This window comes from Bartonella sp. CL100XZDX (genome assembly GCF_042195375.1).
In the GTDB taxonomy this organism is placed as follows: domain Bacteria; phylum Pseudomonadota; class Alphaproteobacteria; order Rhizobiales; family Rhizobiaceae; genus Bartonella.
The window spans coordinates 209,400-223,206 of record NZ_JBHIOH010000045.1 but is presented as its reverse complement, the minus strand read 5'-3'; the positions used below and the strand labels follow the sequence as shown (position 1 = coordinate 223,206).

The following is a 13,807-nucleotide window of genomic DNA, read 5'->3' as shown; positions in this document are numbered from 1 at the left end:
ATGCGGGAAATTATTTTTGATACAGAAACAACAGGTTTAGATAAAGAAAAAGATCGCATAATCGAAATTGGTTGTGTAGAAATGGTTGATCGTTATCTCACAGGACGCCAATTTCATGTTTATTTAAACCCTGAAGGCGTTATTATTCCTGATGAAGTTGTAGCAATTCACGGATTAACCAATGAACGCCTAAAAAACGAGAAAAGTTTTAGTGATATTGTTGATGAATTTTTGGAATTTATCAAAGACGCGACAATGATTGCGCATAATGCGAGTTTTGATATTGGTTTTATTAATGCAGAATTAAAACGTGTCAACAAACCGCTTATCAGTGTTGATAATATTCTTGATACACTGGCTATGGCGCGGCGTAAATTTCCTATGGGTCCTAATTCTCTTGATATTTTATGCAAACGTTTTGGAATTGATAACAGCCATCGTGTTCTTCATGGTGCTTTGCTTGATGCAGAGATTCTAGCCGATGTTTATATTGAGCTTATCGGTGGAAAACAAGGTGTATTGGGTTTTGATAACAGAAGGGGTGTTGATGAACATATCCAGAATGATAAAGATACATCTTATGCCGTTAAAATTCGCCCACAGGCTTTACCTTCAAGATTGAGTACGCAAGAAAAAAAGTTACACGCTGATTTTATCTACAAAATGGGTGAAAAAGCTCTGTGGAATAATTTCAAAATTCATGAATAACATCATCTTTTCTCTAAAAAAGTCACGATTGAAATTAAAGAATATCGATGTCAAAAAAAACGGTCGTTGTGGGGAGGGGAACACCACAACGACCCTGTCGCTACATCGTACCTCAGCTATCATAGGAGGAGCAAAATGAAAGCTATTAATCCTGTAACAGCAAAGAAAAGCTCTAGGTACTTAATATAAAGTGCAACGACTTCATGTCTTATGAAAAGAAAAAATGGCTTTTTAGAGGCAAAGTGAAAAAATATATAAGGACAAATTGTTTTTTTAGCTGAAATGGAGAAAAAATTGTAATGAAAGCAACAGATCATCTTTTTTTGGTTGACGGATCAGGCTATGTTTTTCGTGCTTATTATGCTTTGCCGCCTTTAAAACGTAAAAAGGATGGACTTCCTGTAGGAGCAGTAGCTGGTTTTTGCAATATGTTATGGAAATTACTATGTGATGCTCGTAATACAGCTACGGGTGTTGTTCCAACACATTTTGCTGTTATTTTTGATTATTCATCTGATACTTTTCGGAAACAAATTTATCCTGAATATAAAGCGAATCGCGCTGAACCTCCTGAAGATCTAATTCCTCAATTCGCGCTAATACGCCAAGCAACGAAGGCTTTTAATTTGCCTTGTATTGAAAAGGAAGGCTTTGAAGCGGATGATTTAATTGCTACCTATGCAAAATTTGCAACAAAGGTTGGGGCAAAAACAACCATTATTTCTTCTGATAAGGATCTTATGCAACTCGTAAATACGCATGTATCTTTGTATGATGGAATGAAAGATAAGCATATAGGTATCTCAGAAGTTATAGAAAAATGGGGTGTTGCGCCTGAAAAAATGATTGATTTACAAGCATTAATTGGAGATTCAACAGATAATGTACCGGGTATTCCAGGCATTGGTCCAAAAACTGCAGCTCAGTTGTTAAATGAATTTGGTTCTCTTGATCTTTTATTGCAACGCGTAACAGAAATTAAACAAACAAAACGGCGTGAAAACATTCAAGCTTATAGAGAACAAGTTAAAATGTCTCGTGAACTTGTCAGGCTTAAAACAGATGTTCCTATAGATAATGATTTAGATGATTTTGTTTTGGAGCCACAAGATGGTCCACGTTTAATTGCTTTTTTGAAAGCGATGGAGTTTTCAACATTAACGCGTCGCGTGGCAGAGGCAACGTCATGCGATGCAGCTGTTATTGACGCACTTGATATAGATGTTGAATGGGAAAAACTAAGCCCCAGGCATGATTCTGAGATCAAGAATACTGAGCACGCATCTCTTCATAGTTTTTCTGAAAATTCTCCACAAGTTTTTGCACAAAAACGTAAAGATCAAGCGCTGACTCAAAAAATTACAAGAGCTGCTTATACAACAATTCTTGATGAGAAAATTTTAAAAGAGTGGTTATCACAAGCACAGGAGCAGGGTTTTTTCGCTTTTGATACTAAAACAACATCTCTTGATCCGATGCAAGCAAAGCTTGTTGGTTTTTCACTTGCATTACAGCCGGAAAAAGCAGCTTATATACCTCTTGAACATTTTGATGAAGGAGAAGAGGACCTTTTGAGGGGCGGGCGCATTGCCTCACAGATTGAGGCCCGAAAAGCTTTAGCACTTTTAAAACCGATATTAGAAGATTCAGCGGTGTTAAAAATTGGTCATAATATAAAATATGATTGGTTGGTGATGAAGCAATACGACATTATGATAAGCTCTTTTGACGACACCATGCTTTTATCATATGCTTTTGATGCTGGAACTTTAACCCATAATATGGATGATTTGTCTGAACGTTGGCTTGAGCATAAACCAATTGCCTATAAAGATTTAACGCATAACGGAAAAAAAATTACTTCTTTTGCACAAGTAGATTTAAAACAAGCAACCCTTTATGCGGCAGAAGATGCTGATATAAAGCTACGCCTTTGGCAAGTATTGAAACCGCAACTTGTTGCTCGTGGGATGACAAAAATTTATGAGCGTCTTGATCGACCCCTTGTAGAAGTTCTTGCAAGAATGGAAGAACGGGGGATTCTTATTGATAGGCAGATTTTATTGCGTCTTTCCGGAGAGTTGGCACAAGCTGCTTTGATTCTAGAAGAGGAAATTTATAAACAAGCTGATGAAAAGTTTAATATTGCTTCGCCAAAGCAATTAGGGGATATCCTTTTTGGCAAAATGGGATTGCCTGGAGGCGCCAAAACTAAGGGTGGACAATGGTCAACTTCTGCACAGACCTTAGAAGAGTTGGCTGCTGAAGGTCATATTTTACCGCGTAAAATTATTGAGTGGCGTCAACTTGCAAAGCTAAAATCTACCTATACAGATGCCTTGCCTTCTTATATTTTTTCAAAAACAGGGCGAGTTCACACGAATTATTCTTTGGCAATAACATCAACAGGTCGGTTATCATCATCAGAGCCAAATTTGCAAAATATTCCAGTGCGAACTGCTGAAGGGCGTAAAATCCGAACAGCTTTTATTGCTCCCAAAGGACGTGTGTTACTTTCTGCTGATTATAGTCAGATTGAGTTGCGCATTCTTGCACATATTGCGGATATAAAAGCATTAAAAGAAGCTTTTGCTAAAGGGCATGATATTCACGCTATAACGGCATCACAAATGTTTGGTGTTGCGATAGAAGGAATGCATTCAGATATACGACGGCGTGCAAAAGCGATTAATTTTGGTATTATTTATGGTATTTCAGCTTTTGGATTAGCCAATCAATTGGGAATTTCACGCCAAGAAGCGGGTCGTTATATTCAACTGTATTTTGAAAGATTTCCAGGAATTAAAGATTATATGGAGAAAACTAAAATCTTTGCACGTGAAAATGGTTATGTAGAAACAATTTTTGGACGTCGTATCCATTATCCAGAAATAAAAGCAAAGAATGTAAAAATTCGTTCTCTTAATGAGCGAGCAGCTATCAATGCTCCAATTCAAGGTTCTGCGGCCGATATTATTCGCCGCGCTATGATACATATGGAAGATGCTTTAAAAGAAGAAAAACTATCAGCAAAAATGTTGCTGCAAGTGCATGATGAACTGATTTTTGAAGTACCAGAAGAAGAAAGTAAAAAAACCATGACTGTTGTTAAAAATGTTATGGAAAATGCTACAATACCGGTTCTATCTTTATCTGTACCGCTTGAAGTAAAAGTCATGACAGCTCAAAATTGGGATGAGGCACATTAATTTTTTTATTTATTTTTAAGAATGTTGATTGCGTTAGAAAGATTAAGATAGGCTTTGATAGGCAAATGATCTGAAGCAATGCGTGCAAGCGGTGAATGATGATTTTCAATACTTGTTACCAATTGGTGGGGAAAAGAAAAAACTCTATCAAGGGCTAAAAAAGGAAAGCGAGAGGGAAAGCTTGGTACAACTTCAAAAGTGCTATCAAAATAGGGAGAAAAATGATTTAACGATGAGCCTTTTCCCATCCGCCATTCATTAAAATCTCCTATAAGAAGTGTAGGCATAAGGGGGCGTTTTTGGAAAATTTCAAGGAGCATTTTTGTTTGTTGTTTACGAGAGTAACGTAATAAGCCAAAATGAGCCGCAATAATACGAATAGGGCCTGCTGCCATTTCCAACTCTACAACTACAGCCCCACGTGGTTCAATACTAGGAAGAGTGACTTGTAAAGTATCACGTACATATCCCTTTCGCAAAAAAAGAGCATTCCCATGCCAACCATGTCCATGAGGTGACATAGTATTAAGAGGTACAGGAATCAAACCGGTTTCAGCTTTTAATAGCTGAAGATTAATCAAACCAATGCGTTCCCCAAAACGTTTATCTGCTTCTTGAAGAGCAAGAATATCAACTTGTAATTCAGTAATAACACGGACAATTCTTGTAGGATTAAAAATTTTATCAACACCTACACATTTATGCACATTATAGGAAGCAACGGTCAGATCATAATTACTATTTTGATTGATGATGTTTGATTGATGATGAGAGCGGCTGTGAATTGCATTAAAAAGGGAGCTGTGGAGTTTTTGTTGGATAAAACCGGTAAACCAAGGGAATTTTTGCTTATAAGGTATTTTTGTCATTTTACGAAAAGAATAGTCCCTAAGAGGACAAGGGTAAAGACTTACACTAAAAACAAAAGAACCTTGTCTCTTTTAGAAACAAGGTTCTTTAATTAAGTTATGATTTTTGCAATCAATCACGGTTTGAGCCAAGAAACTGTAGAAAGAAGACAAACATATTGATGAAATCAAGATAAAGATTCAACGCGCCCATAATAACTTTACGTCCTCTGGTATCGCTTTCATCTCCTTCATAATACATCAACTTAATGCTCTGGGTATCGTAGGCTGTTAAACCAGCAAAGATAAAAACACCAATCACAGAGATAGCAAACTGCAAAGCGCTTGATCCAAGAAAAATGTTCACAATCATGGAAAGAAACAAGCCGATCAATCCGATGAATAAGAAGGAACCGATTGCTGTGAGATCACGCTTTGTTGTGTATCCATAAAGTGAAAGAGCTCCAAAAGTTGCGGCGGAAATGACAAAGGTTTGCACAACACTTTCTGTCGTATAGCGCAAAACGATTGAAGACAGTGAAAGACCAACCAGAGCAGCATAACCAAAAAAGAGACTACGAGCAGCATTTGTGCTCAATGTATTAATTTTAAAACTGAGGAATAAGACTGCTATGAGTGGTGCAAACATAACAATATAAGAGAATGGTGATGTATAAAATGTTACTCCAAGTGGTGTTAGATAAACACTGCTATTGATTTGAGCTGCTGCTTGGCTCATATCTGTTGTCGTTGCTAATGATACAATTGCATAAGCGGCAGCAGCTGTAATAAGCAAACCAATGGCCATTGCATTGTAGACGCCCAACATATAGTCGCGTAATCCCTGATCAATTGATGCATCGGCATGAGAAGCAGGTGCCGAACGTAAATCTTTAAAATTAGCCATAATATAAAATCCTTTAGCATATGTTCTGTCAGGTATAGGGCTTTAAAAGTGTCTCTGTCATTACACAGATAAGCTTGGTATAAGCCTTAATTGGGCAAATACAAAAACCCTTAAGAATCACTGACAGAATTCCAGCATATATGCTCTTATTATGGAGATTTATTTAAAAATTACAAGAGATTTATATGAAGAAGGAACCTTACAAATTGGTAAGGAAATAGTTCATTTTAATAAAAAATATTTCCATTTTTTGCCATATTTTTGCAAGATAAAAAGACTACATTCAAAAAATTTTCTATTATTCACAGAAACTGTGTAATACAATCCCTTATAAAATATTCACTATTTTTGTGTTTATGAGAAGAGTGGCAAGTATCATCACACTATTTTTCAACTTCCAATATTGCATCTGTTTTGCACGGTTATAAGAGCTATTGAATTGGATTTTTATATAATATATTGATGTATAATGATAAATTGTCTTTTTGAATGCTAAATGATACTCTGAATATCGCAAGCTTCTCTGGTTTCAAATCTGTTCATATTAAATCAATCAAGATTATTAACTTGCTTGTGTCTTGCAAGAGACATGGTTTTTATGGATTCAACATGAACAGATTCCAAATAAAAGAGATTTAGGCTATTAAGGGCTTTTATTCAATATGAAAAAAGGTAATTTATATTTATAATCAATATGTTGCTTTAACAAGGCACCATTGAAAATAGTTGAAAAAATGTTTTTTATTAAACAATATATAAAATAAAAAAGGAGAGTTTTTAAACGAAGCACTTAAGAAAGGCTCTGTAAAAACGATATCTGTAAAAACTAAAAAACATACGAAAAGCAATTGTTCTAATTAAATAAATGGAACTTTAAATGCTGTGAAATATCTCCTCAAAAATTATGATGTAGGACACATGGATAAAAAATATTGATTTCTATTTGAGTTCATTTCTTTTGCACTAACTAAGTGTAGAAATGTGAAGTTGAAAAGAAAGTAAGATCTTATCGTCCCATGAAGAGAAACACGTGAAATGACGAGCAACAAGAATTGATTAAGAGAAATCAATGCGTAATCAGACTTGTGATGATCAAAGATCTCTGTTTTCTAAGGCAATGAACATATCAATGAGAAGATGTACTATTGGAATGACGGCTTCCTCTCATCCAAGTACGCAATTCTTCAATAAGGATGGCAATAACACCGAGAGTGATAAAACTATCTGCAAGGTTGAAAATAGCAAAATAAAAAATATCATCAATATGAAAAAGTATATAATCAGTGACGTGATGAAAGCGAATACGATCAATGAGATTGCCGATGGCTCCTCCAATAATAAAAATAAGGCCAAAGCGCATTAAATACTTATTATATTCAGTATTTTTCCATAACCATAGAAGGAAGATAATCACAATGATCGTGATGGCGATGATTCCCCACTGAGAAAAGGAAGAAAAAAACGAAAATGCGATGCCAGAATTGCGCACATGATAAAGGGAAAGAAAAGGAATAAGCGAAATTTCTGTTCCTAAAGGCATATTGTGCATAACCCAGTATTTGACAGCTTGATCAAGTACTACTGTAAAAGCCAAGCCCAAGAGAAGAAAAGGGAGTGATTTACGAATCATGTTTTTCCTCACATGGTTCCAGTATTAAATAGGGGCGACGGATTTCATAAAGCATAACAGCTGTTGCTACAGCTAGATTAAGCGAGTCTGCTCGTCCGCTTTGTGGAATACGCATAAGTTTATCACACCGATTCGTAAGAAGATCTGATAATCCCTGTTTTTCATTCCCCATTAAAAGGATAATAGGGCCATTTTTGAAGTCAAGTGTGCGATAATCCAGAGATCCTTTGAGGTGTGTTCCAACGATCATACCTTTAAAGTGAGAAGACCAGTTTAAAAAGGCGCTTTCATCAAAACGATAAAGTGGTACAGAGAAAATAGATCCCATGGTTGCACGGACCGTTTCAGGCGAGAAAGGGTCTGTTGTTTCACCAATTAAAATAACACCTTTAGCACCTACAGCATCAGCGGTTCGAATAATGGTACCAAGGTTTCCAGGATCACGCACACGATCAAGCGCGATGTAAACATCTTTAATCTGTCCTTTTATCATTTCAAAAGAGTGCCATTTTTGCTTGAAAATACCAATAACTGTTTGTGGGTTATCGCGTCGGGTAAGTGATTCCATAACCTTTTGTGAGGCTTTAATAACAAAACCACCGTTGGCTACAGCACGTGCGGCAGTATTTTCGATAGTAGCATTACCGATTTTACTTTTAGAAAAAATAAGCGTCTGTATTGTCCATCCAAGATTGAGAGCATCAATGACCAATTTCAATCCTTCTGCCATGAAAAGACCTTCTCTATTACGGTTTTTCTTTTGGCTAAGTGCTTTAAGATCTTTTATGATGGGGTTGCTAAGAGAGGTAATTTCTTTCACTCTGCCAGTTTTGGGTCTACACATATTCAAGCAATCCAACGGCTAAAAAGAGAAGTAGAAAGAGCACGTCCTGCAACTTCTTCACGCAAAATGAGTTCTCCTGATTCGACCGTACCACCAAGATTTACAAATGCATCACGCATTAAAGCATGAAGTGCAAAGAAGGAAGCACGAATAGAATAAGCTGTAAGGACAACAGAAAGCGGTTTATCAGAGAGAAGTTTACGACAATTTGTAATCATGGCGGGTAAATGATCAAACAGTTGCCAAATTTCACCATGGGGTCCACGCCCATAAGCAGGGGGATCAAGAAGAATCATATCATAGCTTTTTTTACGACGCAGTTCACGCTCGACAAATTTCATAGCATCATCGCAAATCCAGCGAATAGAATGATCTGGTAATCTTGCTCTTTCTTGATTAGCTTTTGCCCACGCAATGGCTTTTTTAGAAGCATCAACATGGGTAACATTCGCACCCGCTCGTGCTCCAATCAAAGAGGCAATACCTGTATAGCCAAAAAGATTCAACAATTTTATAGGGCGTTTGGCTTGAACAATTTGTTCTTCCATAGAGCGCCAATGGGCATCTTGTTCAGGAAAAAAACCCACATGACGAAAGGAAGTAAAACGGCCTAGAAAAGACAATCCATTCCAAGCAAGAGCCCATGTTTCATCAAGTGGCTTTTTAGGAAAATGCCAACGCCCAACCCCTTCTTCATCAAGGTTTCCTGTGAAAATAGCATCAACATCAGCCCATTGTTGTTGAGGTAAAGCGGGTTTCCATAGTGCTTGACCTTCTGGTCGAATAATGCGGTAAGCTCCATAACGTTCTAATTTTTGTCCATGACCAGAATCAATGAGAGCATAGTTTTCGCTTATACCCGTTTCTAAAATAAGGGGCAACTTTTCCTGCGGATATCTATTGTTATGGGAGGATTGAAAGTATTGTGCGGGCATGTTTTGTATCACGGTATATGAGGTATAAAAAGATATTATAAAGCTCTTAAATGTTTCGTAAAAGTGCAAAAAAGCTAAAGTCAATTAAAACATGTATAAAAAAAGAAAAAGAGCACTTTTAACTCTGTACTGAATATAAAATACTAAAGAAAAAAGATTTCATTTAAATACCATTACACCAGATTTGTGATAGATGTTTTCAATTTTTCAATCTCGGCTTTACTTTTTTTGAGAGCTTTTTTGTATTTGTGATAGGAAAACCAACTTATCAGATTTCCTAATAAAATACCAAAACCAAAGAAAATAAAGAGCCATATAAAGAGGGGAGCATGATAAGTAAAACTTTCAGGATTTGCTCGAAAAGGATCAAGGGTTAACGGAACCATTTGACGATTAGCCACGATAAAAACAATCAAAACCGCTGCGAGAATCACACCGATACTTGTTAGAAGAATACGTTTAATTATCATAAGTTTCTCACTGATTAAGACGGTCGCGTAAATCCTTGCCAGTTTTAAAAAAAGGAATCCACTTTTCTTCCACAGAAACAGCTTCACCTGTTCGTGGATTACGTCCATTACGGGCTGAACGGCTTTTTACAGAAAAAGCTCCAAATCCACGAAGTTCAACGCGATTGCCATTTGCAAGTGCTGTTGCAATTTCCTCAAAAATAGCGTTTACAATATTCTCCACATCCCGTTGAAAAAGATGCGGGTTATGACGAGCGATAATTTGCACAAGCTCTGATTTTACCACAATAGCCTCACTTTCACACAAAAAAATTTTGTAATTGTGCACTCCATGCATATTACAATATATAAACGGATAAAAGCAAAATAAAATCAAGAAAAAACAAATTGCAAGAAACAAAATTTGAAAATACCTTCTATAAAGGTTATACAGATTAAAAATGCGGAGTATTTAAGAGATCAGGAGAGTATGTCCGTACACAATCATTATGAAGCCTTTTCAACGCAATCATCTTGTGGAGATGTTTTAAAAAAAGCATCCCGTCATTCGCGTCGCATTAGCATATTAAAAATCTTTTTACCTCTCTTAGCGTTGATTTCAGCGCTGGTTTTTTGCTGGTTTACGTTTTTCTTGGTTCCCATTACTTCTGATTCTATGCCTTTGAACAATGGAGAAAGTGGCGTGATGAATTTGACGATGCTCAATCCAAAATTAGAAGGGTATACGCGTGCTCATGAACCTTATTGGCTTAAAGCAGAAAAGGCATTTCAAGACCATACACACGCTGGAATGATTGGGTTGCAAAACATTACAGCTAGAGCATTTATGGGCCAACAAAGACAGATTTTTCTCGCAGCACAAGGGGGGGTTTACGATAACATTAATGGTTTTTTACAGTTGGACAAGCCATTCACCATTACGACGAATGATGGGATGATGGTACAATTTATGTCAGCTAGTATTAACTTATCCGAGGGACAGTTAAAAACAGATCAACGTGTTAATATTCAGCAAGCCGGTTTTCATCTTGCCGCAAACGCCTTACAAATTCGAGAAAAAGGAAAAAACATGTATTTCCATGGTGGAGTGCATTTAGTGCTTCAAAAGCAATAACGCAATATCAATACAAATCTTTAAAGGATATTTATAAAGAGAAGTATGTGTATATACAAACAAAAGAATTGAAATAATGAAATCGTACAAAAGATGGATAGGTGTGATGTTGGCTTTTAGCATGGGAATGTTAGGAGGAGGAGCGGTTTTGGGATATGCTGAAGTGGCCCATTTTGGAATAAGTCTATCAAGCGATAAAGAACCGGTAGAACTTCATGCAGATTCTTTAGAAATACGTGATAAAGAAGGGATAGCGCTTTTTAAGGGTGATGTTTCAGTGGTGCAAGGTGAACGTCTTTTAAGAACGTCAGAATTAGTTGTTTACTACGATAAAGCATATAAAGAAATTGATAAAAATCAGGAAAATACAAAGGCATCATCTGTTTCTTTATTTGGTTCGTCGAGTATACAAAAAATGGAAGCTTTAGGAAAAGTTTATATAAAAATTGCTACGCAAGTTGCTACGGGTGATAAAGGCGTTTTTGATGGAAAGTCAAAAATGATGAGTTTGACAGGGAATCATGTTGTGTTAACTGATGGTGACAATGTGGCAACGGGGTGCAAACTAACGGCAAATATGGAAAGCGGAAAGGCTTTTTTAGAAGGTTGTGAGACACCTAAGAAAAAAGGTCGTGTTTCTATTATTTTAAAACAAAATCAAAAGAATGGTCATTAAGATTTCATGTTTGGAATCAAAATAAAAAAACAGACCGATAGGTATAATCTTGAAAGTGAAGCTTCAAAAAAAACCTTAAAAGGGACCTTGATTGCCAGTAATTTGATTAAAGTTTATCGAGGAAGGCGAACTGTTAATGGTGTTTCTTTTGGCATTCGTACGGGAGAAGCCGTTGGCATTTTAGGGCCCAATGGGGCAGGTAAAACAACTTGTTTTTATATGGTTACGGGGCTTATAAAATCTGATGGAGGATCCATTAAAATTGATGGATTTGATATTACGCATCTTCCGATGTATCGACGTGCGCGTTTAGGTATTGGATATCTTCCACAGGAAGCGTCTATTTTTCGTGGTCTTTCAGTAGAAAATAACATTAAAGCTGTTTTAGAGGTCGTTGAAAAAGATCGCCTTAAACAGCGTGAAGAGTTAGATAGCCTTTTACATGAATTTAAAATTGATCATTTACGTAAAATGTCTGCACTTTCGTTATCTGGAGGTGAACGTCGGCGACTTGAAATTGCGCGCGCTTTAGCTTCTCGTCCCCATTTTATGTTACTTGATGAACCATTTGCAGGAATTGATCCTATCGCTATTTTCGATATTCAACAACTTATTCGTCATTTAACGAAGCGTGGCATTGGTGTTTTAATAACGGATCATAATGTGCGTGAGACATTAGGGCTTGTCGACCGCGCTTATATTATTCATACAGGGCGGGTGTTAGTTCACGGTTGTCCTAACGATATTATCAACAACGTTGATGTACGCAGAATTTATTTAGGAAATCAGTTTTCTCTTTGATTTTACAGCTTTCACGAGTTTCCATTTAAGTTTAACCAAACATTATTACTGAAAATCTCCTTATTTATGCCAAAACTTCTTTTATGACTATAACCTTAGAATGTTTTTATTGAGTGGTGAAAAAAGCTTCATCATTAAAGAGTTAGTTTGTTTTTTTATAAGTTTAGCTTACTCATGATTGTATCATAGAAAAGATATCACTAGATTAACGTGATAATGAGTGATAAATGAAACTCTCAATAAATGCGTGTGTTATTGAAAGGTAAGAGATGTTTATCATATTTTTCTCTGTAATATATCGATGATGCTGGTTTAGGTATTTTAATAGGAGCGCCGGTTATTCAATAGGAGTTGTCGTATTTTATTGGTTTATATGGCCCTATTAAAAAATAGGAGCTTGACTACAGATATCAGGCTAAATCTATAAATCTTTTAAAATAACCATTAAATCTCTAAAAACCTTTATATTCTTGTTATAAGGCGGTATTCAAGCTATACAGTAATTTTCAAAGTAAAGGTCCATTTTGCTCAGTATGCTTTTCATCTTAATTTAAGGGATCATTTTTAAGGAAAGAAAAACTCTGATAGCGAATTATACATCAATTCTTATGACAAGTTTAATAAATTTATGAATAATGACCTTTTCTAGAGTCGTAAGGAAATTAACTTTATGAACAACTTCATTTCTTTGTTTTCTCATGCCGTTAATGAGGAGCTAAATACTATTTATTGTTGTGTTAAAAGTGATATGACATGTATTGAGTTATCATCCGTTATAAATTGAAAAATAAAAACACATGCGATGTTGCGAAAAGTGAAAGAACATTAAGTATCTATACCGTTTATAGGTTTATTGATGAGCATTTGAGCGTGTAAGAGGAAAATTAAAGTATGAATTTGAGTGAGTTAATAGCACCGGAAGCGATCATTCCGGCTCTTAAGGCTAATTCGAAAAAACAAGTTCTACAAATTTTAGCCGAAAAGGCTTCTAAGCTGACAGGTCTTAGTGAGCATGTAATTTTTGATGTTGTTTTACAACGCGAGAAGCTTGGTTCAACGGGTTTGGGTGGTGGTATTGCGATTCCTCATGGGAAATTACCTGATATTGATCGGATTGTTGGTATATTTGCACGTCTTGAAAGTCCTGTTGATTTTGAAGCTCTCGATGACGAACCTATAGATCTCGTTTTTCTCCTTTTGGCACCTGAAAATGCTGGTGCAGATCACTTAAAAGCTTTATCTCAGATTGCACGTGTTTTGCGCCATGCTGATGTTGTGCAAAAGTTGCGCAATACGCATAATGCCAATGCGCTTTATGCTTTATTGATTCAAACTTCAGAATCAAATGCAGCTTAAAAGGTATTATGAGCGTATAAATTGCGAGGTATGCACCACAGAGCGTAGGAAATAATATAATTTGCATCTTAAGACTAATAACAAAAGGTTATGTCATGAGATTTAAAAAAATCATTTCTAAGTGAACCTTCTTTTTAAAGAGCAAGCAACAAAAACGAAGGAGTTGTCCTTTCTTGTTCTCGTATATTAAAGCACCTAATTATTATGTTCATGGATTCTTTTATCCTGTTATACTGTAAAAACACTATCATTTGAGGTGTGGTGAGATAAATTCTGGAAATCTTCTTGGTATATTAAGTGCTTTTAGAG

General features: G+C 36.1%; 13 protein-coding genes. 6 read left to right on the top strand and 7 right to left on the bottom strand.

The window, feature by feature from the left end:
* Together dnaQ and polA are read left to right on the top strand one after the other, a co-directional pair.
* Entirely contained in the window at positions 1-708 is a 708-nt protein-coding gene (gene dnaQ, locus ACFILU_RS04870; protein ID WP_273790178.1) for a DNA polymerase III subunit epsilon, read from the top strand.
* A gap of 299 nt (positions 709-1,007) precedes the next feature.
* Positions 1,008-3,917 carry a DNA polymerase I gene (gene polA, locus ACFILU_RS04865; RefSeq protein WP_375674973.1) on the top strand — a complete coding sequence of 970 codons (2,910 nt, stop codon included), beginning with the start codon at positions 1,008-1,010 and terminating at the stop codon, positions 3,915-3,917.
* A gap of 5 nt (positions 3,918-3,922) precedes the next feature.
* On the opposite strand, the gene ACFILU_RS04860 is transcribed toward polA, so the two are convergent.
* From ACFILU_RS04860 to ihfB, 7 genes are all read right to left on the bottom strand, one after another.
* Positions 3,923-4,786 (bottom strand): endonuclease/exonuclease/phosphatase family protein, encoded by an 864-nt coding sequence (locus tag ACFILU_RS04860; protein ID WP_375674971.1) that lies wholly within the window; start codon positions 4,784-4,786, stop codon positions 3,923-3,925.
* Positions 4,787-4,898: 112 nt separating this feature from the next.
* Positions 4,899-5,672 (bottom strand): Bax inhibitor-1/YccA family protein, encoded by a 774-nt coding sequence (locus ACFILU_RS04855; protein WP_375674970.1) that lies wholly within the window; start codon positions 5,670-5,672, stop codon positions 4,899-4,901.
* A 1,126-nt stretch (positions 5,673-6,798) separates the two neighbouring features.
* Entirely contained in the window at positions 6,799-7,302 is a 504-nt protein-coding gene (gene lspA / locus ACFILU_RS04850) for a signal peptidase II (RefSeq protein ID WP_375674969.1), read from the bottom strand.
* Positions 7,292-8,146 (bottom strand): TrmH family RNA methyltransferase, encoded by an 855-nt coding sequence (locus ACFILU_RS04845; RefSeq protein ID WP_375674967.1) that lies wholly within the window; start codon positions 8,144-8,146, stop codon positions 7,292-7,294. Before ACFILU_RS04845 ends, lspA begins: the two co-directional genes overlap by 11 nt.
* Positions 8,147-8,148: 2 nt before the next feature.
* Positions 8,149-9,081: a class I SAM-dependent methyltransferase gene (locus tag ACFILU_RS04840; protein WP_375674966.1), complete on the bottom strand. Its 933-nt coding sequence runs from the start codon at positions 9,079-9,081 to the stop codon at positions 8,149-8,151.
* Positions 9,082-9,254: 173 nt separating this feature from the next.
* On the bottom strand, positions 9,255-9,551 hold the full coding sequence (locus tag ACFILU_RS04835) for a lipopolysaccharide assembly protein LapA domain-containing protein (protein ID WP_273790185.1): 297 nt from the start codon (positions 9,549-9,551) through the stop codon (positions 9,255-9,257).
* A gap of 7 nt (positions 9,552-9,558) precedes the next feature.
* The gene (ihfB, locus tag ACFILU_RS04830) at positions 9,559-9,837 is read right to left on the bottom strand and encodes an integration host factor subunit beta (RefSeq protein ID WP_273790186.1); all 279 of its coding nucleotides are present in this window, start codon (positions 9,835-9,837) and stop codon (positions 9,559-9,561) included.
* A gap of 183 nt (positions 9,838-10,020) precedes the next feature.
* On the opposite strand from ihfB, the gene lptC reads away from it, so the two are divergent.
* From lptC to ptsN, 4 genes are all read left to right on the top strand, one after another.
* Positions 10,021-10,665, top strand: a complete 645-nt coding sequence (lptC, locus tag ACFILU_RS04825) for an LPS export ABC transporter periplasmic protein LptC (protein WP_273790187.1) — start codon at positions 10,021-10,023, stop codon at positions 10,663-10,665.
* Between the two features lie 76 nt (positions 10,666-10,741).
* Positions 10,742-11,341 carry an LptA/OstA family protein gene (locus ACFILU_RS04820; RefSeq protein WP_375674963.1) on the top strand — a complete coding sequence of 200 codons (600 nt, stop codon included), beginning with the start codon at positions 10,742-10,744 and terminating at the stop codon, positions 11,339-11,341.
* A gap of 6 nt (positions 11,342-11,347) precedes the next feature.
* A complete protein-coding gene (lptB, locus tag ACFILU_RS04815) occupies positions 11,348-12,142 on the top strand; it encodes an LPS export ABC transporter ATP-binding protein (protein WP_375674961.1) in 795 nt (264 codons plus the stop codon).
* 891 nt (positions 12,143-13,033) lie between these two features.
* Entirely contained in the window at positions 13,034-13,498 is a 465-nt protein-coding gene (gene ptsN, locus ACFILU_RS04810) for a PTS IIA-like nitrogen regulatory protein PtsN (protein WP_273790191.1), read from the top strand.
* Positions 13,499-13,807 lie beyond the last annotated feature (309 nt).

Bases quoted from the DNA above. Each gene is read 5' to 3' on its own strand.
- ACFILU_RS04835 (WP_273790185.1), bottom strand. From the start codon at position 9,551: ATGATAATTAAACGTATTCTTCTAACAAGTATCGGTGTGATTCTCGCA.
- lptC (WP_273790187.1), top strand. From the start codon at position 10,021: ATGTCCGTACACAATCATTATGAAGCCTTTTCAACGCAATCATCTTGT.
- ACFILU_RS04860 (WP_375674971.1), bottom strand. From the start codon at position 4,786: ATGACAAAAATACCTTATAAGCAAAAATTCCCTTGGTTTACCGGTTTT.
- ACFILU_RS04820 (WP_375674963.1), top strand. From the start codon at position 10,742: ATGAAATCGTACAAAAGATGGATAGGTGTGATGTTGGCTTTTAGCATG.
- lspA (WP_375674969.1), bottom strand. From the start codon at position 7,302: ATGATTCGTAAATCACTCCCTTTTCTTCTCTTGGGCTTGGCTTTTACA.
- polA (WP_375674973.1), top strand. From the start codon at position 1,008: ATGAAAGCAACAGATCATCTTTTTTTGGTTGACGGATCAGGCTATGTT.
- ACFILU_RS04845 (WP_375674967.1), bottom strand. From the start codon at position 8,146: ATGTGTAGACCCAAAACTGGCAGAGTGAAAGAAATTACCTCTCTTAGC.
- ptsN (WP_273790191.1), top strand. From the start codon at position 13,034: ATGAATTTGAGTGAGTTAATAGCACCGGAAGCGATCATTCCGGCTCTT.
- ACFILU_RS04855 (WP_375674970.1), bottom strand. From the start codon at position 5,672: ATGGCTAATTTTAAAGATTTACGTTCGGCACCTGCTTCTCATGCCGAT.
- dnaQ (WP_273790178.1), top strand. From the start codon at position 1: ATGCGGGAAATTATTTTTGATACAGAAACAACAGGTTTAGATAAAGAA.
- lptB (WP_375674961.1), top strand. From the start codon at position 11,348: ATGTTTGGAATCAAAATAAAAAAACAGACCGATAGGTATAATCTTGAA.
- ACFILU_RS04840 (WP_375674966.1), bottom strand. From the start codon at position 9,081: ATGCCCGCACAATACTTTCAATCCTCCCATAACAATAGATATCCGCAG.